Source organism: Anaerotignum sp. (genome assembly GCF_031981185.1).
GTDB lineage: Bacteria > Bacillota > Clostridia > Lachnospirales > Anaerotignaceae > Chakrabartyella.
Window position 1 is genome coordinate 8,356 of record NZ_DALYUL010000023.1, and the last position, 21,520, is coordinate 29,875.

19 protein-coding genes and 3 tRNA genes (1 of these 22 cut by a window edge) are annotated in these 21,520 nt (G+C 40.1%); 2 read left to right on the plus strand and 20 right to left on the minus strand.

Annotated elements, in window-relative coordinates; translation table 11 throughout:
• From RTK36_RS12575 to rph, 6 genes are all read right to left on the minus strand, one after another.
• Window positions 1-55 (minus strand) — tRNA-Arg (locus RTK36_RS12575); it reaches 119 nt to the left of the window's first position.
• A gap of 11 nt (window positions 56-66) precedes the next feature.
• Window positions 67-137 (minus strand) — tRNA-Gly (locus tag RTK36_RS12580).
• 6 nt (window positions 138-143) lie between these two features.
• Window positions 144-217, minus strand: a tRNA-Arg gene (locus RTK36_RS12585).
• 418 nt (window positions 218-635) lie between these two features.
• Entirely contained in the window at window positions 636-1,151 is a 516-nt protein-coding gene (locus RTK36_RS12590) for a metallophosphoesterase (RefSeq protein WP_312047596.1), read from the minus strand.
• Entirely contained in the window at window positions 1,148-1,747 is a 600-nt protein-coding gene (locus RTK36_RS12595; protein WP_312047597.1) for an XTP/dITP diphosphatase, read from the minus strand. Before RTK36_RS12595 ends, RTK36_RS12590 begins: the two co-directional genes overlap by 4 nt.
• A 16-nt stretch (window positions 1,748-1,763) precedes the next feature.
• On the minus strand, window positions 1,764-2,495 hold the full coding sequence (gene rph / locus RTK36_RS12600) for a ribonuclease PH (RefSeq protein WP_312047598.1): 732 nt from the start codon (window positions 2,493-2,495) through the stop codon (window positions 1,764-1,766).
• Window positions 2,496-2,778: 283 nt separating this feature from the next.
• Here rph and RTK36_RS12605 point away from each other — a divergent pair, with 283 nt between their 5' ends.
• Entirely contained in the window at window positions 2,779-3,231 is a 453-nt protein-coding gene (locus RTK36_RS12605; RefSeq protein ID WP_312047599.1) for a putative ABC transporter permease, read from the plus strand.
• Between the two features lie 254 nt (window positions 3,232-3,485).
• On the opposite strand, the gene RTK36_RS12610 is transcribed toward RTK36_RS12605, so the two are convergent.
• The 7 genes from RTK36_RS12610 to RTK36_RS12640 all read right to left on the minus strand — a co-directional run bounded on the left by RTK36_RS12610 (window position 3,486) and on the right by RTK36_RS12640 (window position 12,503).
• Window positions 3,486-5,552, minus strand: coding sequence for an N-acetylmuramoyl-L-alanine amidase family protein (locus RTK36_RS12610; protein ID WP_312047600.1), 2,067 nt, complete (start codon window positions 5,550-5,552; stop codon window positions 3,486-3,488).
• Window positions 5,553-5,938: 386 nt separating this feature from the next.
• On the minus strand, window positions 5,939-6,310 hold the full coding sequence (locus tag RTK36_RS12615; RefSeq protein ID WP_312047601.1) for a hypothetical protein: 372 nt from the start codon (window positions 6,308-6,310) through the stop codon (window positions 5,939-5,941).
• A gap of 43 nt (window positions 6,311-6,353) precedes the next feature.
• A complete protein-coding gene (locus RTK36_RS12620) occupies window positions 6,354-8,756 on the minus strand; it encodes a Lon protease family protein (protein ID WP_312047602.1) in 2,403 nt (800 codons plus the stop codon).
• 74 nt (window positions 8,757-8,830) lie between these two features.
• Window positions 8,831-9,310, minus strand: a complete 480-nt coding sequence (gene rimI / locus RTK36_RS12625; protein WP_312047603.1) for a ribosomal protein S18-alanine N-acetyltransferase — start codon at window positions 9,308-9,310, stop codon at window positions 8,831-8,833.
• Window positions 9,303-10,019, minus strand: a complete 717-nt coding sequence (tsaB, locus tag RTK36_RS12630; protein ID WP_312047604.1) for a tRNA (adenosine(37)-N6)-threonylcarbamoyltransferase complex dimerization subunit type 1 TsaB — start codon at window positions 10,017-10,019, stop codon at window positions 9,303-9,305. The genes rimI and tsaB overlap by 8 nt, the downstream gene beginning before the upstream one ends.
• A complete protein-coding gene (tsaE, locus tag RTK36_RS12635) occupies window positions 10,016-10,453 on the minus strand; it encodes a tRNA (adenosine(37)-N6)-threonylcarbamoyltransferase complex ATPase subunit type 1 TsaE (protein ID WP_312047605.1) in 438 nt (145 codons plus the stop codon). Before tsaE ends, tsaB begins: the two co-directional genes overlap by 4 nt.
• A 16-nt stretch (window positions 10,454-10,469) precedes the next feature.
• Window positions 10,470-12,503: a hypothetical protein gene (locus RTK36_RS12640; protein ID WP_312047606.1), complete on the minus strand. Its 2,034-nt coding sequence runs from the start codon at window positions 12,501-12,503 to the stop codon at window positions 10,470-10,472.
• Between the two features lie 754 nt (window positions 12,504-13,257).
• On the opposite strand from RTK36_RS12640, the gene RTK36_RS12645 reads away from it, so the two are divergent.
• Window positions 13,258-14,274, plus strand: a complete 1,017-nt coding sequence (locus tag RTK36_RS12645; RefSeq protein WP_312047607.1) for a M23 family metallopeptidase — start codon at window positions 13,258-13,260, stop codon at window positions 14,272-14,274.
• A gap of 121 nt (window positions 14,275-14,395) precedes the next feature.
• Here the strand turns inward: RTK36_RS12645 and RTK36_RS12650 are convergent, their stop codons facing one another.
• The 7 genes from RTK36_RS12650 to RTK36_RS12680 form a co-directional block, all read right to left on the minus strand.
• Window positions 14,396-15,337 (minus strand): DMT family transporter, encoded by a 942-nt coding sequence (locus RTK36_RS12650; RefSeq protein ID WP_312047608.1) that lies wholly within the window; start codon window positions 15,335-15,337, stop codon window positions 14,396-14,398.
• Between the two features lie 14 nt (window positions 15,338-15,351).
• Window positions 15,352-19,023, minus strand: a complete 3,672-nt coding sequence (addA, locus tag RTK36_RS12655; RefSeq protein WP_312047609.1) for a helicase-exonuclease AddAB subunit AddA — start codon at window positions 19,021-19,023, stop codon at window positions 15,352-15,354.
• 19 nt (window positions 19,024-19,042) lie between these two features.
• A complete protein-coding gene (locus RTK36_RS12660; protein ID WP_312047610.1) occupies window positions 19,043-19,624 on the minus strand; it encodes a hypothetical protein in 582 nt (193 codons plus the stop codon).
• Window positions 19,625-19,944: 320 nt separating this feature from the next.
• Window positions 19,945-20,160, minus strand: a complete 216-nt coding sequence (locus RTK36_RS12665) for a chorion class high-cysteine HCB protein 13 (protein WP_312047611.1) — start codon at window positions 20,158-20,160, stop codon at window positions 19,945-19,947.
• Window positions 20,161-20,295: 135 nt separating this feature from the next.
• Window positions 20,296-20,568 carry a hypothetical protein gene (locus tag RTK36_RS12670; RefSeq protein WP_312047612.1) on the minus strand — a complete coding sequence of 91 codons (273 nt, stop codon included), beginning with the start codon at window positions 20,566-20,568 and terminating at the stop codon, window positions 20,296-20,298.
• 95 nt (window positions 20,569-20,663) lie between these two features.
• Window positions 20,664-21,128 carry a transcriptional regulator NrdR gene (gene nrdR, locus RTK36_RS12675; RefSeq protein ID WP_312047613.1) on the minus strand — a complete coding sequence of 155 codons (465 nt, stop codon included), beginning with the start codon at window positions 21,126-21,128 and terminating at the stop codon, window positions 20,664-20,666.
• Between the two features lie 74 nt (window positions 21,129-21,202).
• Window positions 21,203-21,469 (minus strand): YlmC/YmxH family sporulation protein, encoded by a 267-nt coding sequence (locus tag RTK36_RS12680; RefSeq protein ID WP_066047063.1) that lies wholly within the window; start codon window positions 21,467-21,469, stop codon window positions 21,203-21,205.
• Window positions 21,470-21,520 lie beyond the last annotated feature (51 nt).

The window sequence follows — 21,520 nt, forward strand, 5'->3', positions numbered from 1 at the left end:
ACCCCCGACCCACGGCTTAGAAGGCCGTTGCTCTATCCAACTGAGCTACTGATTCGCACAAAAAAAAGCGGGTGATGAGAATCGAACTCACGTGTTCAGCTTGGAAGGCTGACGTTCTACCATTGAACTACACCCGCAAAATCTGAACCAGGAGGGATTCGAACCCCCGACCCACGGCTTAGAAGGCCGTTGCTCTATCCAACTGAGCTACTGATTCAAAGCGATTACGCAAAAATTATTATGCCACAACTTTCATGCTTCGTCAACACTTTTTTTAAATTTTGCAATTTTTTATACATTTCCCTTCTTTTATAGAGAAATCAGAGAGAGAATTCTCAGATAAATCCTTAACTTAATTCTAAGGAAGGAAATCCATTTTCACAGTTTCAATGAGAGATCCGACATAACATAAATGCTTGTTCTCCCCAAAACCAAAAAAATACATTCCACCATTTAAACAATAATATATTATAATTTATGCTATTCAAAGTATTGAAGACACTTTTGCATTTATAAAGTGCCCCCTAACACTTTGAAATAGCCATAATTTTTTTGCAAGATAATCTCATTGTTTATCTTTTAAAGTACTGGGATGAAGTTAAAATAGGATTTCATACGCCATAAAAACCTTTCCCTTACATTCCAGGTTTTCTCTGTCTGATAGTTCCTTGATCAAAGTCCATGATCACGCCTTCTATTCTTTCATTTTCAATAGTAATAATGCCGAAAGTAGGCGTATATCCATCCCTAGGCAGAGAAATACTGCCAGGATTAAACAAATACACACGCCCGTCACCATCATTTAAAGGTCTATGGGTATGCCCAAAAATGACGGCATCTGCTCCCTTCTCTTCCCCCCAATAGGATATGGTGTTCAGATTAAAATTCACTCTTTCTTTATGCCCATGGGTAAGCAAAAAGCGTTTTCCTTGGGCAGTCACCAGCTTATGAGATGGCGTATCCCATCCATAGTCATTATTCCCTTTCACATAATGAAAGGGCAACCCGGAAAATATAGATTGAAGGATTTTAGCATCCTCGTCATGATCGCCTAAATGGAAAACCATATCCACCTGCTGCTCCAGCCTTTGCAGCACCACCCTGGCATTTTCAATGCGTCCATGACTATCACTCAATACCAAAATTTTCATTCTCTAATTTCCTTTTTCAGCATTTCCTTCATTTTCCGCAAAGCCTTTCCTCTATGGCTGATGGCGTTCTTCTCCTCAGGAGAAAGCTCCGCCATATATTTGTCTTTTTCAGGAACAAAGAAAATAGGGTCATATCCAAACCCATTCTCCCCCTTGGCCTCCCAGCCGATCATTCCCTCAACGGTATCGTAGCTCACCAACCGTCTGCCATCAGGAAACGCCGCAGCAATACAGCTTACAAATCTGGCAGTTCTTTTTTCCCCAGGAACATTTGCAAGCTTTTCAAAAATCGCTTGAAATCTTTGGGGATAGGGGGTCTCCTCGCCCATAAATCTAGCGGAATATATTCCTGGAGCCTTGTCCATATAATCAATCTCTAAGCCGGAATCGTCAGATAACGTTATTTTATTGCCAATCTCCATGATTTGTACTGCTTTTTTCATAGCATTTTCCTCAAATGATGTCCCATCCTCAACGACATCAAAGGTAATGCCTGCATCCTCCATAGAGACAACTTCTACATCCAAATCTGACAAAATTGCATTGATTTCTTTGATTTTCCCCTTATTTTTCGTAGCAAAAATAATTGTTTCCATATTTCTATCTCCAATCTCAGTTCAAATCCAAGCCTTCTAGTGCGTCCTTCTGTATTTTCATTAAATCCTGAATTCCTTTTTTCCCAAGGGAAAGCATTTCTCCCAATTGCTCCTGAGTGAAGGTACCGTTTTCCCCCGTTCCCTGTAACTCAATAAAACTAGTTGCATTGCTCATAATGATATTCATATCCACCTCAGCAGCAGAATCTTCCTCATAGCATAGATCCAAAAGGCTCCGTCCCTCAACAACACCCACACTAACTGCTGTAATGTAACTGGTAAGGGGCATTTTTGCCAAAAGTCCTCGTTCCACAAGCCCTTTACAAGCCAATGCCAAAGCAATAAATCCCCCGGTGATTGAAGCTGTTCTGGTTCCACCGTCTGCCTGAATCACATCACAATCTACAGTAATGCTTCTCTCGCCCAGCGCCTTCATATCAACGGCACCTCTCAAAGATCTTCCAATGAGTCGTTGAATCTCTGTAGCCCTTGGATTCATCTTTAACTTATGAATATCTCGTTTATTTCTTGATTGTGTGGCACGAGGTAACATAGAATATTCCGCAGTAACCCAGCCTTCACCCCCACCCTTCTTAAAAGAAGGTACGCTTTCTTCTACGGTAGCATTACAAATCACTTTCGTATTGCCCCATTCTATCAAAATAGAACCCTCCGCATAGCGGTTAAAATTTTTTGTTATTTTGATTTGTCTTAATTCATCTTTCTCTCTGTTGTCATACCTACACATTTTTTTCCTTTCCTCCTTTGTGCAATCTATTCTCCATTATATCCTGTCTATCTCACTTTGAACAGAAAATTTTCCATCTCATGTCTAGTCAAAAGCTTATGAAAACCATAAAAGTTTACTTTATCGCTATGGATTAGGCTATAAATTTAGAAAATATTTTTTATTTTTCAAAAAAATCTAATCCAGCAACATAATTCAAAATAAAAATTACCAGCAATAAATCCAAATATTTTGTAAAAATATAATCATACTATTTTTATGATTGTCTGAAAGGAGGCTTTTCATGGATACTTTTATTCGCAAAACAATGATTTTTTTCATCGGAGCCTTTGGTTATTATAGTATTGAAGTGCTGTACCGTGGCTATTCCCATTGGTCAATGTTTTTGGCAGGGGGACTGGCATTTTTATGCCTATATACTTTATTTAACACCAAATTTTTTTTGCCCTATTGGGCATGCTGTTGTATTGGTGCACTAATTATAACCGCTATAGAATTCTCCGTGGGAATTGTGGTAAATAGATTGCTAGGCTGGCATATATGGGACTATTCGGAGCAACCCTGTAACATACTTGGACAGGTTTGTCTATTATTCAGCACAATCTGGTTGATACTCTGCATTCCCATTGGTTTCCTAGCACGACTCCTGCATGAAAAGGTAGTTAATAAGATGATTTTTGGCATGTTAAATTTTCTAAAACACAAAAAAGTACTGAACAAAAAAATCCACCCCTAGGTATTCTCATCCTCATAAAATAATTGGAATTCTTTCTTCCATATATGCAACTTTTTCAAGCAGACCTATATCTAAGAATATATATGTAATCAAGAAAGGCATTACAAAGTAAATTTACTTGTAATGCCTAAAATATGTGTATTTAATAGTGAATGTGCTGGGCAACTAATCGTTCTTAGGGGCAATCCCCAAAAGTGGCTTTGCTCATTCCAAGCACAAAAAATTTTATCGACCTAGCTTTTTTCTATCCCTAATTACCGAATTGTATAATCATCCATCATTTCAGTAATTGCCTTGGCTATCGCCATTGCAACAATATCCTGATTTGTAGATGAAGAAATTTTAATGGCATCACCGGGGTTTGATAAGAAACAGGTTTCCACCAAGATAGCAGGAACAGTGGTACCATTTAAAATTAACAGATCCGTTCTTCTCTTCACACCACGATTGGTGGTGCCAAAGGCCTGAATCAAGTTGCTTTGCATAATTTCTGCCGCTTTCAAGCTGGTCAATTTACTGCCGTTTTCATTACTATGTACCTGATATAAGGTTTCCGTACCATTTGCAGTGGTGTTCGATCCTGCCGAATTCAAATGAACAGAAACCATCAAATCAGCAATTTGGTTTGCAGTTTTCGCTCGCAAGCTATTTTCAGGGTAGACATCACTATCTCGAGTCATATATACCTTTACACCAGAATTCTCTAAACATTTTTGTACCTTTAGCGCTACTGATAAGGCAATATTTTTTTCCACTAATCCGTTCCCATTGGTGCCAGGATCTTTTCCCCCATGTCCTGCATCCAGCAAGACAACCTTATCATAAACATCCTTTGGATTTTTTGCAGCAATCTCATAACCGTTCTTTGTTTCCTTCACTACATATTCACTGTAGCGATTTTGATTAAACCTTATTACTGTGTCACCACCCGTAGTGGACACTATAATATTGTTCATAACATCATTTCCGATCTTTAATGTGCCATATCCATAAACACTCTCGTAATTTCCTGGCAAGGTAAGCTCATAGTATCCTTCTGTGTGTCGATCATTTTTTCTAATATCGTCAATGTCTATAGATTTAACATTCTCCAACGTTAAAATATTAGATGTAGAATCATAAGATAGATTTTCAAGAGAAGATTTCCGCACTTCAAGGGTTAATTCTCCATTTTCCTCTTTCCAGCTAAAGTCAGTCAACTGCCCGACTTCCAAAACAATGCGGAATGTATTCGCATCATACATACCTGTTCTTGCAGCATTAATATAGGATAAACCCTTGGTGCTCAATTCATTTTCAACTTTAGATTGAACATTAGGGATATCCACCACAATCCTCTGGGGATTTGATAATGTGGATACTTTTGCACCTAAAGAACCACTGGCACCAACCACCAGTTTGTCCATATCGCCCCGATTGCTCAAAGATATTTCATCAATCACAGGCTGTTCAAAGGTTATGATGATTTTTTTCTTATCTGCACTTTGGGTTATAGTTTTAGTCTTTTTACCAGATAAATCAAAAACAATTCTAGTCACAGGTATACCATTACTATCATGTTGAGCCGTACGTATGGCCGTAACAATATTGCTGTTTGTTGCAGTAATTTTTTCCGAAAGGCTGCTGGTTGCATTTTGAATGTCGAGAACAATCCTTCCGTCATCCACATAGATTTCATCATAGCTGTATATTGCCTGATCTGCTTCAATGGTAAAAACCTGCGAAGCCGTTGTGCTGGTTGGTACGGAAGCTTGAAAAACTTTGATCGCCTGAGTTGTAGGCGTTGTAGGCGTTGTTGGTGTTGTTGGCGTTGTTGGTGTTGTAGGAGTTGTTGGTGAGGCTCCTGCACCAATGTTTACGGTTCTATTCGGATCATCCCAAGTAATATCCAAATCCAAAGCCTGTGCCAATGCCCTTACAGGAAGCATAGTCCTGTCGTTTACAACCATAGCCGGCACATCCATGGTAAACTCTTTTCCGTTTTTAATTCCTTTTTTACTTCCTAAAGTAAATGCCACAGTAAAATCGTCATTCATTACAAATGCCTGCTTCGTTTCCTCGTTCCAAAGAACTTCGCACCCAAGCGCCTTAGCAATTAAACGCATAGGGAGCACTGTTCTGCCATCAATAATCACAGGAGGCATATCCTCAGGTTGCAATTCTTTCCCATCAATGTTTATTTTAACCTCAGACGCATTATATGGGTGATTCTTCCCGTCATAAAATAAATTCATATTTATTTTTTTTGCATATGCCACATTAGTCATCATCATCCCTATGGCAATAGCTGAAAGAAACAGCCGCTTAAAACCAACTTTCATAGTTACCTCCTAAAGCATATCATCAAAAAGGCAGACGCCTTCATTATTTACACAATTATCTTTAGTATATCAAATTTTGTCGCAATTGAAAGGGAAATGTCTGAATTGAAATATATTTTTAATAAATACGAAAGAGCTTTTTCTTTAATATCAACAGTAAGGCAAAAGGGGCTGTAAAAACTGGAATAGAAGATTTGAAAATAGATCATATGATTCATTTATAGTTTACATAAAAAAGCCCGATTGCATTATAAGGTCTCCCTTTTAATATCATGCAATACGGGCTTATTCTTATTGGTTAGCTGTTCATCCACTACTGCTGTATACAACGAGGTTGAACTTCTTCTTCTACTATTTCTTATTCTAAATAGGTTCGTTTCTACTTCTTACACTGCCTTCTTTGAAACATTGTATTTCAAAAAAACGACTCCGTTCCCATAAAGGAAACCCCAGAAAAGTATAAAAGCAGCAGCACTTTCTCTTGTAGCTTCAAAAATCAATCCCACCACAAACAATGGATATTCCCACCACCAGACCTCGCATTTTGTTGCTTGATTCACCTTTGGATGTTTGTATAACCCAATGAGATAGCAAATTAAAATTGCACTGGAAAGGCCTAATGCTAGGAGGGGCGAAAAAACTCCTTTTTTTAATAACATATAACATGCACATACTGCAAAAAGAAATGCATTCGACCAAATCATCGCCTTTAAATAGATTTTAGGTGGCAAAAGATTCTTTATTCGAAAAGTCCTCATGATAAGCTCCTATCTCTAATAGGTTCATCAAAAATACAGTTATTTATGCTTTTTCTTTATTCCGTGCCAAGATGTCGAATTTCTTTAATTTCTTCATCACCAAGCCATGAATGCTGTTTTCAGGGTAATTGCCTTCGGCATCCTTCTCTCCTGCTGGCATTCCCATCAAAAGTGCAATACCTTCTCCAATTTGGCTGACAGGATAAATGTGGAATTCACCGTTTTTCACAGATTCTACAACCTCATCCTTCAACACCAAATCCTTAATATTGGATGCGGGAATTACAACCCCTTGCGTTCCTGTTAAGCCACGCTTTTTACAAAGGTCATAAAAACCTTCAATTTTGTGGGTAACACCGCCAATGGCCTGAATTTCCCCCTTCTGATTTACAGAGCCTGTTACCGCCAAATCTTGACGAATGGGCACCTCAGAAAGAGAAGAAAGGATACAGTAAAGCTCTGTACTGGAAGCACTGTCCCCATCAATTCCATTGTAATTTTGTTCGAAACAAATTCTACAAGAAAGAGATAACGGGAATTCCTGTGCATAAGTCTGCCCTAAAAATCCGTTAATAATTTGAACCCCTTTGTCATGAGTCTGACCACTTAGTCGTGCTTCTTTTTCAATGTTAATAAGCCCGGATTTTCCAACATAAGTGGTGGCTGTAATACGGCTAGGGTTGCCAAAGGCATAACTGCCCATATCCAATACAGCCAAACCGTTAATCTGCCCAATGACACTACCCTCTGTATCAATCATGATGACATGTTCATCCAGCATTTCACCAAGCTTTTCTTCATAAAGCTTCATTCTTTGTTCTTTTTCATAGACGGTCTTTTTGATGTGAGCCGCTGTAACCACCTGGGCATTTTCCATCTTTGCCCAAGTTACCGCCTCACAAAGAATTTCCGCAAGCTGATTAAAGCGTGTTGACAATTTATTTTGTCTCTCAACCAGCCTTGATGAATATTCCAAAATGGCGCAAACTGCGCTTGCATCAAATTCCATGGTCTTTTCCTGCTCCACAAAACTTTTAATAAATCCTGCCAATTTCCACATGTTTTCAGGATTTCTAGGCATTTCATAATCGAAATCAGCCTTAATCTTAAAAAACTTATCAAATTCCTCATCATATTCGCTTAACAACTCATAGTAGTAGTTGCTGCCAATCATAATTACCTTAATATCCGCAGGAATGGGCTCCGGCTTTAATGTGGGTGCCACTGTCGCCCCCAACTGGTCTCTGCTGCTGTCCATGTTGATTTCTTTGGTTTTTATTACTCGTCGTAGTGCCTCCCACGCTTGGGGCATAGAGAGAATATCCTGTGCCTGCACAATAAAATATCCTCCGTTGGCTTTATGGAGCAAGCCACCCTTTATTTTCATAAAATCCGTGGTTAAATTACCAAACTCACTGTCATATTCCACTTCGCCCATTAAGTTGGAATAGGTGGGATTAAAGGATACTACCACAGGCGCGCCTTCACTTTTGGAATGATCTACAATCAAGTTCACCTTGTATTTCAAGGTAACATCCTCTGCAGGTTTTTTCCCAAGCATGGGTAACAGAGAGGAAATTCCCTCATCACTATCTTCTTCATCCTCATAAAACTGTCCCAGATTTTCTAAAACATCTTCACGTACGTCGTTTATATATTCGATTACCCGTTTACAGTCCTGATATTTCTCCTGTATCCCACTGATATGGTGTCCGATGGCAAACATACCCACTTGATACTCAAGCTGTTCTAATTCTTTTTTAGAGGCCTTATCTAGCTCTCTTATGTCACGCATGATTGCTCCGGCTTTCTCCTGAACAACCTGCGAATTTTTTTCGATTTCATTTTTAACATCTTCATCTAAAGCATCATATTCTTCTTCACCAATGGCGTTCCCGTCTACAACAGGCATAAAATAAATGCCGGAATTGGTGGTTTTAATCTGAAAGTCAAATTCCGCAGCCATTTTACTCATATCTTCCATCAGACTGCTTCTTTTTTCATCAAAAGTACGCATCAAATCACTTTTTTGCTTCTCATATTCCTCTGCGCGAAATACCTTCTGTATTTCTGTTTTCAGAAGCTGAACGAGTTCACTCATATCCTCTTTAAATTGCCGTCCCAGACCCTTCTCAAACCGAAGAGCCAAAGGATTCCTTGGATTTTGAAAATTATAAACATAACACCAGTCTCTGGGAATAGGCTCAGTTGCCGCCAACTTTTCCGTACTGGATTTGGCATAGGTGGTTTTCCCTGTTCCTGAAGGCCCCGACATATAAATGTTATATCCCTTCATTTTCACCATCAAACCAAAGTCAAACGCCCTTACTGCACGCTCCTGGCCGATAATCCCTTCCAATGGAGGAATTTCGCCTGTTGTACGAAAGGAAAAATCTTCAGGAAAACAGCCATTTTTCAGCTGTGTATACTTTAATTCTTGCGCCATCTTTACTCTCCTCCTTCCAAAAATGCAGACATATTGCAGCCCAATATTTGAAACATTTTTGCGCCCGCATTTTCTTATCCTTTCTTGCAATGTTCCTCATAGCCCTCAAAAACGGGATAATATTTCCACATGATTACGGCATCCTCATGGGTATCGGCGTAATAGTTTTTCCGAATCCCTTCCGGGCGAAAACCGTATTTATGATACAATCTCTGTGCCGGCTCGTTATTGATACGAACCTCCAAAGTAATTCCAATCATTTCTCTTTCTTTTGCCATCAATTCCAGGTTTTGCATTAAAAGCTCACCAATGCCTTGCCTGCGATATTCGTACAAAACTGCCACATTGGTAATATGCCCTTCTGTAACTACGTGCCACATTCCTGCGTAACCAACAATCTTATCTTCATTCATGGCAACGAAATAAATTGCCATTTTGTTCTCCTTAATTTCTCTCTCGAAATCTTTTCTGCTCCAAGGTATCGAAAAAGAAGCCTCCTCTACTGCCAGAACTCCCTCAATATGCTCCTCCTGCATTGGTACAACTTTAATCATTCTGTTTCCCCTCTCCTTGCAAGCGCTCTTCCCGCTCTCGTTCTGCCTGAGATTTTCTTAAATAAATTAGCTCAAAAATGTTGCCTTCCACCGCCATGCCCTCTTTTATAAGCTCTATGGCCAAAGATGCCACAGAGGCTGCCCTTTGTAAAGAGCAATGAGCAGGTGCAAAAATAAAATCAGGGAAAAGAGATAATTTTTTTTGATGAACCGGCACTCCGTCTCCTAAAAAAATAACCTTTTGTTTAAAGTCCCTTGCCAATTGAATTACTTCATCAATACTAATCGCCATCATTTCCGTCAAACGGCTTAATTTTCCGTTGTCCCAACGGTAAAAAGCTGTATAAACCTGACTACGTCTAGCATCCATAATCGGACAAATTATTTTATCTGTTTCAAACACATTATATGCCAGAGCATCCAATGTGGGAACGGGAACGAGCTCCTTCCCAAGGGCTAAGGCCAACCCTTTTGCAGTTGCCGCACCAATACGCAAACCTGTGAAGGATCCCGGCCCACTGGCACAGGCAATATAGTCAGCCTCATCTGCCTTTGTTTCAGATTTTTCGCAAATTTCCGCAATCATAGGCATGATTGTCTGGCTATGTGTTAATTTATAATTTAAGGTAAACTCCGCAATCAGCTTGTCCTCCTCCACAATAGCGGCACTGGCTGTTTGCCCTGTTGTATCAATGGCTAAAATCTTCATGCTTCTTCCCCCTGACAAACGGTAATCCGTCGATAATCGTCGCCCTTTTCAAAATCCTTCTCTATTGTGATATGAATAGCATCTTTAGGTATTAAATTCGGAATTAGCGTTGCCCATTCCACCAAGGAGACGCCATCCCCATAAAAATAATCCTCATAACCGATTTCATCCATCTCCTCCTCAGAGGAAATACGGTACACATCAAAGTGATAAAGGGGAATTCGGCCCAAATATTCATTGATTATTGTAAAGGTTGGGCTTGTTACATGCTCTGCGATACCCAGTCCTCTGGCAAAACCCTTCGTAAAAACAGTTTTCCCAACTCCCAAATCCCCATCCAAAGAATATACCTGGGCAGGCTTAGCAGCCTGCCCCATTGTCTCACCAATTGCCTCTGTTTCTTTAGAAGAAAATGTCTCCCAATGTTCCTTCATAAATCCTACCTCATTTTCAGTAAATATAAATTGCTGTTACACCTGTATCTACCATACGAGAAGTTTTTCCATTATAATAGTACAAATCACCTATTCCCGTTGAAATATTATAATTTTTCAAATAAGCAAATTTGCCGTTCTCTTTATATTGGAACACAAAAACATCTCGATCAATTTCTGTTTTTCCTTTCCCATCAAACTTCATCAAGGCACTATTGCCAGTTTTGGTATCAGTATTTGCCATATAGTATACTTCACCCTTATCTTCAGGGAAATATACACCTACAGCATTTTTCTCTATTTCCTGTGGAGCGCCGTCTTTATACATACCTAAGCTGCCCACGCCACCGTTATAATCATAATAATACACCAATGTGTTGCTGTCACCCAAAAAGGTCATTTGTTCAACTGCTTTTTGAACCTGAACAGGTTCACTCTTGCCATCAAGAGCTTCCACCATCAACACGTTACCACCGGTGGTCTCATCCTGTACAAAATAAGCTGCTGTTTTCCCATCAGGAGAAACCTGAATTGTATTGGGCACTGCTTTGATGTCTTGTAAAAGATAATTCTTACCCGTTTTGTCGGCAATAAATACTCCTCTTTGTCCATACATCAACGCTGCATAATAGCTGTACATTGCTTCATCAAAGGAGCTGACTTTAGACAGCTTCACTGGTTCCGGCGCCTGCATGTAGAAGCCTCCCACATAATCGCCTTTTCCCTGTAGAGAAACTGCTGAAATTACAGTCTCGCCCAGTTTAACTTTATTGCCCCCAGCATTGAGCAAATAGCAATCCTGAAAAATAGGATCCATACCTTCTTTGCCATTCATCTTTTCTCTAATCTCTTTAATTTGAGTCTGACGTTTCTCGTCATAGGATGAAAGATCCGTGATGTCATCTTCAATCAACTGACTAACGGGAGCGTTTTCCGTTCTCATGGCACAGTACAAAACATCCAGATCATTAGGCATTAACTCCGCATAGGTAACCTGCTCCGCAATCAACCGGGATTGTTTTCCAGGAGTAAACTGAAATAGCTGGTACGAATCTTCTTTTTGTCCCAAATAATAAGCAATATTTGTTTTCTTAGAAATAAAACTTAAAGCAGAAGAATCAGATAGCTTTACAGATTCCTTCTCACCAATGGTACGGGAGAACAGAGCTATCTTTTCGCCAATATTTTTTTTGTACAATAGATAGGAACCGTCGTTGCTTAATTCGTATGCGCCGTTTTGCAGTAAAATATCATGGTCAATCTTTTGGCTTTGCCTATTGGCAAACACATATAAATCCATTTTATCTCCATTTTTTACGAGATAAGCACATTCATTGCCATCAGCGCTTCTTATAAAATGATAAACCTTTTCCCCAATCAGAATAGGCTTAGCATCTTTATTTTCGATGTCTTTGTAATATAAATCTCCAATGCTGTCCTCATTCACCCCTGCCATATAGTAAATGTCTCCGTTATCCTCAGAAACATTTGCACCCCAAGCGGAGTAATAATAATTGCTAACACCGCCCTTGGTTACACTGTCATTTACTATATAAGGATCATTTTTTAAATCGTACACATACAAACCATTGTCCTTTAAGTAAGTAATTGCAAGATCCGCTGTTTTCCAGAGGCCACCACCTGTTGCAAACCAACAGTAACCAAGTACACCTGCAAAAGCGATTACGCCCAAAACGACCTTCCACCAAACACCTTTGTCTTTTTTTTCGAAATCCCCTTCATTCTCCACATCCAATGCTATGTTATCCACATTATCCACAGTTTCTTCCACAGTGTCCTCATTGTCAGTCTCCTTTTCCACAAAAGACTGCACAGTTTCTCTATCTCTATCCACAGAGTTATTCACAGAATCCTCCGATGTTTCCACAGAATTGCCCACATTTTCCGCAAAATCCTGTGAAAGCCCCTCATCTGTCCCCATGTTTTCTACAGCCGTTCCCTGTTCATCCACATTGTTATCCTCATCATTCACAGCTTTATCCACAGCAGTACCTTGGTACTCCTGTTCTTCCTTTCTCTGATCATCCAATGTAATAGCCTCCTTGAAATTTTTGTTAAAAATATCGTTCCTTTATGATTCTGTACGCCCTAAGGCCTATTTTACCCCGCCAGCAAATATCTTTATTTGCATAGGCAAAATTCCCCCGGCCCTGATGCTTAATTTTCTTAATTTTGTTTTTCTTCTTTTGTGTTTTTTGGATTTTATTATTCCGAAATAGTCGTCGCCAAAGGAATGCCACAACACCTTTGCCTACCTTCAGACAAAATAGGCCCAATTCTGTAGCACGTATTACCTTTTTTAGGTCCAAATTCATAAAGTCATTCCCTTCCACCGCAATAAGGATAATCCTCGTTTCAGTTTTCTAAGAAAGCGCTGGTGATGCGTGTACAGATGCGCATTTTCCTATTAATTAAGAAAAAATACAGCAATAGCACTGCTATTGCCAAATCTTTTGATACCATCCAATGGATAATTTGATTGAATGTGTTCACAGAAAAAACAGCGTTTCCTTTATGTCATGAAAACGGATAAGCACATGTAAACTAATGGGATTATTCTTCCGCAAACACCTGATTTCAACAGGATTGTTACAAGAATATTTCACCATAAAATTGCCCCGTCGACCTTTCACATCATACCATATTTTGTTACATAGATAAAGGAAATCCACAATTATTAACTAATTATTAACAACTTTGAACTTTTAATGAAATTTTTATTTACAATTACAGAAATTTACACTATAATACTATCATATCTTTTGAATAGAAAGGAACGTTTGATGGAATCCCTTGAAAATTTACCTTTAAATAATGAGTCAGAGCATCACTTTTTATCTCTTCATATTGCCCATAAAGGGAAAGAAAAATCAATTCATGTTAAAAAAACACACGCTTTGGCGTTCTGTGTTGCAGCATGCCTGTTTGTTGGCGGCTCAGCAGTTGCCTTAGGCTCATATTTTAATACCAAAAACGAGCTAATGACCTATGAACAGCAATTATTGCAGGTGGAGCGAACAAACCGCAAGCTCAGCCAAAACTCCAAGGCATTGGAAAACGAAAATACAGAATATACCCAAAATATTGAGAATTTGCAAAATAAAGCCGCAGAGCTTGAGCAAAAAATCAATGATTTGGAAAATGTAAAAAATAATTTGAATGACCAGTTGAATAGTATCAACACAAGCGACAGTGCTTCCACAGAGCTTCGCAACGCCGTTGCCAGCTGCCTTGTTCAAGAAAAACCCCAAGTTGAAGGAACTCAAGACTTTACACCTATTGTAACCACTTCCTTCAATAAAGTAACATCCTTGGCTGTCCAGTTAGACCGCATCAATTCTCGTCTAAACGAAACAGAAACATCCTTCACAAAGGTGGCAACAAATGTCACAGAAACCTTATCTGCATATAGTGATATTCCTTCTGGAATGCCAGTGAAGGGGATTATCTCCACTGAATTTAATCCTGAGGGATTGTCCACCATCAGCGACGGCAGAGTACATTATGGTCTTGACTTATCCACCCGCAGTAAAATTTTACCTATCGTAGCCACTGCAGCGGGAAAAGTAATTGAGGCTGAATACCATAACGAATATGGAAATTACGTGTTAATCGACCATGGAAACGGCTTTGTTACACGCTATGCCCATAACACAGAAAACCTAGTTTCTCCGGGAGATGTGGTAAAAAAAGGTGACATTATTGCAACAACCGGTGCCACGGGTCAATCCACAGGCATTCACTGCCACTATGAAGTAATCTTAAACGGTATTTTTCAAGATCCTATGGATTTTCAATAATCAAAAAGGATGGCATGAGCCATCCTTTTTTTATTATTTCACATAATGCGCTGAAACATTTAAATGATTATCATTAAAACTCATGCCATCCCTTCACTGAATCCTTTAGCAAAGCAGCATTTTATTTGGCTGATTCATCATTCTCCTTTTCTTGCCCTTCTTCTTGCTGGTTTTCATCTCTAATCTGAACGCCTTCCGGCCTCTTCCCCACATTCATCAATACCACGGCTCCAACCACCAGTAAAATACCCCCTATTTTAGCCACCGTAATGCTTTCTTTGAACACCAAAATCCCTAAGACTGCCGCCACCACAGGCTCTATGGTTGCCGTTACCGATGCCTTACTTGCAGGCAGATGGCTCAACCCTTTTGTGTAACATAAATAAGGTACTACTGTAGTCATCACTGCAAACAGAATGGTAAGGGGCCATTGGCCTGCCGCCGTAATTTCCTGTACAACATGGATAGGATTAACACAAAAAGCCATAAATACAGAGGCCATTAGAAACGTATAAAAGGATATGGTCAAAGATTGATAACCCCTACGCAAGGCAAAGGTACCAAAAATGCTATATAGGGCATAACCAATTCCAGAGCCAAGGCCCATCAAAAGTCCCATTGGTGTAAGCATCAGCTTCCCCTGAAAGAGCCCTGTAATCATACCACAGCCACAAATTGTCATTATCAAAACCAAAGCTTTTCTCTTTGTCATCGTTTCTTGAAATAAAACAATGGAGAAGAGCATCACTATGGTGGGGGCTGTATACAGCATAACTGCCGCAATTCCAACACTGGTGAGATTAATAGCTTTCATATAACACCAACTAAAAAAAGTAAAACTAATAATTCCAGTCCCAACAAAGTATAGGATGTCTCCTTTCTTTTTCAATTGAAAGCTTTTTTTATCTTGAAACAAAAGGAGTATGGCTAAAAATATTACACTAACGACACCTTTGATAAATAAAATTTCTATTTCCGTTAATCCAAAACGAGTAATGGCCTTTGTAAAAAGTCCAATTAACCCCCAACATAAACCCGCAAATAAAATCCATACATAAGCCATAACAAGACCCCTTCTTATATCAAAATTCCACGCCCCATGGCAAAGGAATAAATATAGACCTCAGTCACTCTTTTCTCCAAAGCCTGCTCCAATGCCCGTCGATACAACTGCAATTGAATTTCATAGCGCTTGCGCAAGGCTTCCTCGTCGTTTATTCTGTCACTTTTATAGTCCAGAAGAATGATATTATCCCCCTCCATAAAGTAACAGTCAATAATACCGTTTAACAGCACCATATCATCAACATTCTCATATTCTGCTCCCAAAAAAAGCTCTTTTCCAGCCATAAGCATAGCAAAAGGACGCTCCTTTTCCACAACATCGCAGCCTCTGATACGCTTAGCCAAAGGAGAGGAGAAGAAATCAAGCAATTCTTTTCTTCTTAATGCCATAATCTCTTTTTCGGAAAGCCTTCCTTTCCTCAGCATTTCTTCCAACAAAACTTCCATTTTCTCCCCATCATATTCTTCACGAAAATCGGCATATTCCATTACTGCATGCATAGCAGTTCCAATTTCAACGGCTATCAAGCTCCCTGCCCTCTCTATCGTTTGAGGAAGCTTTATTTCTACGGTAGGTAACATGGGTTCCCCCGTGATCTCCGCCAGATTCCTTCGTTTCACCTCAGAAATAGAAAGTTTTGATGGGAGTTCCGTTGCCTTAATATAAGGATATTTCCACTGAAGCAAGGAGAACAATTCGTCCCGCCTGCCACTAAAATCTTTGTCGGTTTCCCAAAGGGCAAAATAATTCTCCTGTTCTTCTGCCTGAACTTTTTTCTCCACTGCTTGCAGAAGGATATCCTCTCTTGTTTTTCGTGTAAACGTCCAAGTAGAAGGCTCATCAGCAAAAATTTTCACATCATGGGAAACATCAAATGCAACCCGCAGCCATTCTGCATCAGGGTGTCGCAGCAAAGCAGGCATCACCCAGTCTAAATAACTCTTACTTCGTCTTAGGCGAAATACAGAAAGGCGGTCTCTCTTGCCTTCGATCCCATCAGCCCACTTTTTCACAGCCTTTTCTAAATCCTTCACCGTTCCCGTCAAAATGAGCTTCTCTTTGGCTCTGGTTAGGGCAACATAAAGCACCCGAAGTTCCTCCGCTAGATTTTCCAGACGAATGACCTCCGCCAATGCTGTTTTAGAAAGAGTGCGGTAAACTGCTCTTCGTTCTAAATCCTTATAATCCATGCCAAAGCCCCACTCTTGATGGGTAAGCACCGACGCCCTAATATCCATCTCATTAAATTGCTTGCCGCAATCCGCCAAAAAGACAATAGGGAATTCCAGCCCTTTGCTCTTATGGATGGTCATGACTCGAATCAGATTTTCTCCCTCGCTCTGTAGCTTTGCGGAAGACGACTCCCCTTCCGACGTTTTCATATCCTCCACATAGCGAATAAAGAAAAATAGTCCCTTGCGACTCCCTTGTTCAAATTGCTCCGCCTTTTCCAGCAGTAACCGCAGGTTTGCTTGCCGCAAACTTCCCCCTGCTGTCATTCCCACATAATCATAGTAGCCGCTTTCTTCATAGAGATAATGCACAAGCTCATGAAGTGTCAACTCCTTCACTTGCCCCCGCCATTTTGTAAAATCTCCAATGAAATCCTGGAGCTTTTCTTTTAGTGCAGTATCCTCACCTTGATTCAAATATTCCTGAATACAATCGAAAAATAAACCATTTCCACCATTCAGGCGCATTTGCATCAATTCATCCCCTGAAAGGCCGTATAAAGGGGAATGAAGCACAGAAATTAAGGGAATATCCTGCCTTGGGTTGTCCAAAAGTCGAAGAAGGTTTAAAACCGTATCCACCTCGGGTACCTCGTAATAGCCCTCTGCTGTTTCTGCATAATAAGGAAGCCCTGCTTGTCCAAAAACATCGTCAAGCACGCTTCCCCAGTTTTTCATGCTTCTAAGCAATATTGATATATCTCTATATTCCAAGGGACGATAGGCTCCACTTTCTTTATCCACAACACAAAAGCCCTCTGCCATCATTGCCTTAATTTTATCCACAATTGCCATGGCTTCCAATTGGCGCCTATTTAATTCTTCCAATTCCCCTATGCCTTCCTCTTCCGAAGTATTTTGGCTTTCCACCAAGATCACTTCGTTCTCTCCTCCATGAGAAGTTTGAGTATCGGGAAAAATTGCCCCCGCATATAAAGCCGCTTCATCATTATACTCCACATCACCAAACTCCGTAGACATAAGCTGGCGAAACAGGAAATTAGCTCCATCCAATATATTTTTTCGGCTTCTAAAGTTTTTAGATAGAATAATCTTTCTGCATTTGCCGCCTTTTTCTAAAGGATATGTATGATATTTTTGGTTAAACAGCTGAGGCATGGCCAAGCGGAAACGATAAATACTTTGTTTTACATCCCCCACCATAAAACGATTGTTTTTCCCTACACTTTCTCCAGAAACTGCCGCCAATATCATTTCCTGAACCATATTGCTGTCTTGATATTCATCTATCATAATTTCATCATAACGTTTTTGTATTTCCAATGCCGCAGCTGTAGGCATAACATGACCCACAGTGCTGCCTTTTTCCACTAAAATTTGCAAGCAAAAATGCTCATAATCATGAAAATCGATCATGAGCTTCTCTTTTTTAGCCGCTAAAAAGCGCTGTAGGAAACCGTCAACCAAACCCGCCAAGCCCTTTGCCACGGGGTATAAGGAGCGCAGAAGCTCCCCTTGCTTCTCCTCGCTAAAAGATAAATAGGTCTCCCCAAGCTTACTGCGAATGTCCTTTGCTTCGTTACGTAAACTTTTAATATCTTCAGCAAGCTCTTTTTCTTCTCCTCGGTAACTGGGCAGTCTTCGAAATTCCATCTGTAAAAAAGCCATACGCCACTTGCCATAACCAAATGGCAATGCTTCTTCTATTTGCTCCAAACCTTGTGCTTCTTTTTCCATGCATTCCAAATAAGCTTCAAATCCCGATGTTGAAGCCCCAAGGGTCATTGCCCGCTCCAACAGCTCTTTGGCAAAAGCTACACCGTCTTTGATACTTTCTCGGATGATTGGCATCCACCTACAGGTATCCACCGTTTCCCCTTCCATAAGATGAAATTGCTCTGCCATCTCATATAGAAGTTTTACAGGGTCAGGGTAACCTTGGGCAAAATTGTAAAGTTGTATTAGTAAATCCTTTAGCCTGGCGTCCTTCGTCTCTTCACCAAAGGTTTCTAACAATTGAAAAAAATCTTCATCTTGGTTTTCATAAAGTTCTTCAAAATAGTCTTCCAATACTTCCTGCTGTAATAGTTTGATTTCCCCGGGGTCTCCTGTTCTCACCGCAGGATCAATATCTAAAAGATGATAATACTCACGGATAGTTTGCAGGCAGAAGGCGTGAATGGTCTTGATATCCGCACGGGCAAGCAAGGTAAGCTGATTTTGCAAATGGAGATTTTGAGGCTCCTGTTCCAGCTTCTTCGCAATGGCCCCTCCGATCCGTTGGCTCATTTCCGACGCCGCGGCCTTTGTAAAGGTTACTACCAATAATCGGTCAATATCCATCGGTGGTTTCTCCTCGGTAATCCTCCGAATAATGCGTTCAACTAGAACTGCAGTTTTCCCGCTTCCCGCTGCCGCCGAAACCAATAAGTCACATTCCCTTGCTTCAATGGCCTGCAATTGCTCCTTCGTCCATCTGCTTTCCCCCATGGGCCCTCATCCTCCAAAATCATTCTCCCATGGCTCGCTCCATACGCACACGAAAGGGTACATATCCAACAAACGAGCCCATAAAGCTACTATAGGAATTATACCAGAAGTTCCCGATAAAAGCGAACGAAAATGCAGAAAGAACCTTATGTCCAAAAATATATCTTGCCGTTGTTTTTATGAACAGTTCTTGAAAGCCAGTCTGATAAAGAAAGGCGCACCTTTGCAAAATGTCCACCATTTCCTTCTCATTCTCTGTCAAATCGTATACTTCAAACAATCCCTCCTTAATATTTCCCCAAAGCATTTCCTTTTTCCGTCTTCTGACCATACGAATGGTGTGATGTATGGCAGCAAGCTTATAAAAACGCATCATCGCTGTTTCATCCAATTTGGCAAGGTTCTCTCTAAAATAATTATGTTCCATAGGTGTCTCCAAAAAGACCTCATATCCATCAGCAGCGGTACTCTCTGCACATTGTACGTAAAAAGCACTATAAAATTGGTTTTCCAATTGATAGGCACGCTCAATAAAATATGATTTACACTCTTCAATTAACTTCTTGCAGCGTTCTTCTTTTTTTAAATTTCTTTCCAACACATCCATAACCCCTTTCAAAAAAACACGATTTCATATTTCTATTGTAAAGGATTGATGGCTGACATGCCTTCTTTTTCGTTCGCAAATAAAGAAAGGCTTCCCCAAAAATCGGGAAAGCCAAAGATTGCAGATTTTCTCTGCACCCTTATGAAAAAACGTACTGCTCAATCGTGAATACAGCGGAATCAACAAGTGTTTACTATCTGAAAAGCAATTACATATTTCTTAATACCAGTTTTCCTAACAATGATTCCGCTGTATCATTAAAAAATATTGATTCAGTATTCCATACTTCTTGTAGATCTTATTTGCAGCCTAAATTAGCAGCCACAGTTGTTCCCAAGCTGATTTCCGCAACCACAGCTATTGCCACCGCAGCAGAAAAGAAGAATCAGGATCCACAACCAGGAAGACTCGCCGCCACAGCCGCCGCCACAGCCGCCGCCACAACTGTTACCACCGATACCGTTACCACAGCAACACAATAAAATTAAGATCCACAAACAACTATCGCCGCCACAACCAAATCCATTCATACTATAATACCTCCTTAAGTAAATATGTTTTGCTTACATTTTTATCCTATGAGGTATTTTGTAAAATATTGCCTGTCTATATTTAAACTTTTTTCTCTCTAAATATTACAAAAATCGGGTTTTACCGAACAAGCTTTAGCAAGGAAGGATTAAATCCTTCACCAAAACCTCCACAGTAAAGCCCCCCATCTCATCGGCAAGACTGACCAAAAGCAGCTTTTCATGGTCCAAAAAATATAGCACATGGGTCATGTTCTGCTTCTCTCCAAGGCAAATCAACTCATCTTTTTCCGCTTCCCCATGAAATGTTACTGCCAGTCCCGCTTCAGAATATCTGTCCCCAATCAGCCTGGCTGATTCTTCCCCCTGGGCAGTCCACGCAAATAAAGCTTTTATTCTTTGTGTCATAACAAACCTCCAAAACTATAAATTGAAGCATAATAAAAAAGTACCCTCTGAGTATACACTCAAAGGGGCCTTAACTACGCAAATCATTGAAGCTTTTACTCTCCACGCTTTTCACTAAGCATTTTCTCCAGCTCATCGATAAATGTATTGATATCCTTAAACTGACGATAAACGGATGCAAAACGAACATAGGCTACTTCATCCAATTCCTTCAGGCGATCCATAACCATACCGCCAATCACCTTACTGTCCACTTCTCTTTCGCCACTGCCAGTCAAAGTATTTTCCACATCATCAACCAAATTCTCAATCTGTTTAGCCGTAACTGGGCGCTTGTTACAAGATTTCATGATGCCGCCCATAAGCTTTGTCTTATCAAATATCTCCCTTGTACCATCCCGCTTGATGACAGTAATGGGGATCATATCTATTCTTTCGTAGGTGGTAAAGCGTTTCCCGCAATTTTCGCAAAGGCGACGACGGCGAATAACGGCATTGTCATCCTGCGCTCTGGAATCAATCACCTTCGTATCTGCATAACTGCAAAAAGGACATTTCAAAATGGTTCCCCCCTTTTTCAAGATTCTTGCCACTTCTTTCAATTATACGCAAGAAATACCGTTGGGTCAAGGCTTCATTCATCAACAATTAAAACTTCACATGCATCCACCTCTACCAGAATGATATCATCCCCAATGCGCTTAATGCATCGCCAAGGTACGAAATACGCCCGTTCCTTGCAAAAAAAATTCCATTTTCCCGCATCCTCTGGAATAATTAATGTACAAATCTTCCCATTATATGCATCAAACTCTAAATCACAGACAAAACCCAATCGTTTCCCATCACAAATATTAATAACCTCTTTTTCCCGCAGACACGAAAAACGTTCCCATTTCATGTATTTTTTCTCCCCTTTTCACCTGTCTAATATCAGTTTATGCCCCTACTT

Coding starts and splice junctions, on each gene's coding strand:
- RTK36_RS12590 (WP_312047596.1), bottom strand. CDS start 1,151: ATGAAAATTTTGGTATTGAGTGATAGTCATGGACGCATTGAAAATGCC.
- RTK36_RS12595 (WP_312047597.1), bottom strand. CDS start 1,747: ATGGAAACAATTATTTTTGCTACGAAAAATAAGGGGAAAATCAAAGAA.
- rph (WP_312047598.1), bottom strand. CDS start 2,495: ATGTGTAGGTATGACAACAGAGAGAAAGATGAATTAAGACAAATCAAA.
- RTK36_RS12605 (WP_312047599.1), top strand. CDS start 2,779: ATGGATACTTTTATTCGCAAAACAATGATTTTTTTCATCGGAGCCTTT.
- RTK36_RS12610 (WP_312047600.1), bottom strand. CDS start 5,552: ATGAAAGTTGGTTTTAAGCGGCTGTTTCTTTCAGCTATTGCCATAGGG.
- RTK36_RS12615 (WP_312047601.1), bottom strand. CDS start 6,310: ATGAGGACTTTTCGAATAAAGAATCTTTTGCCACCTAAAATCTATTTA.
- RTK36_RS12620 (WP_312047602.1), bottom strand. CDS start 8,756: ATGGCGCAAGAATTAAAGTATACACAGCTGAAAAATGGCTGTTTTCCT.
- rimI (WP_312047603.1), bottom strand. CDS start 9,310: ATGATTAAAGTTGTACCAATGCAGGAGGAGCATATTGAGGGAGTTCTG.
- tsaB (WP_312047604.1), bottom strand. CDS start 10,019: ATGAAGATTTTAGCCATTGATACAACAGGGCAAACAGCCAGTGCCGCT.
- tsaE (WP_312047605.1), bottom strand. CDS start 10,453: ATGAAGGAACATTGGGAGACATTTTCTTCTAAAGAAACAGAGGCAATT.
- RTK36_RS12645 (WP_312047607.1), top strand. CDS start 13,258: ATGGAATCCCTTGAAAATTTACCTTTAAATAATGAGTCAGAGCATCAC.
- RTK36_RS12650 (WP_312047608.1), bottom strand. CDS start 15,337: ATGGCTTATGTATGGATTTTATTTGCGGGTTTATGTTGGGGGTTAATT.
- addA (WP_312047609.1), bottom strand. CDS start 19,023: ATGGGGGAAAGCAGATGGACGAAGGAGCAATTGCAGGCCATTGAAGCA.
- RTK36_RS12665 (WP_312047611.1), bottom strand. CDS start 20,160: ATGAATGGATTTGGTTGTGGCGGCGATAGTTGTTTGTGGATCTTAATT.
- RTK36_RS12670 (WP_312047612.1), bottom strand. CDS start 20,568: ATGACACAAAGAATAAAAGCTTTATTTGCGTGGACTGCCCAGGGGGAA.
- RTK36_RS12680 (WP_066047063.1), bottom strand. CDS start 21,469: ATGAAATGGGAACGTTTTTCGTGTCTGCGGGAAAAAGAGGTTATTAAT.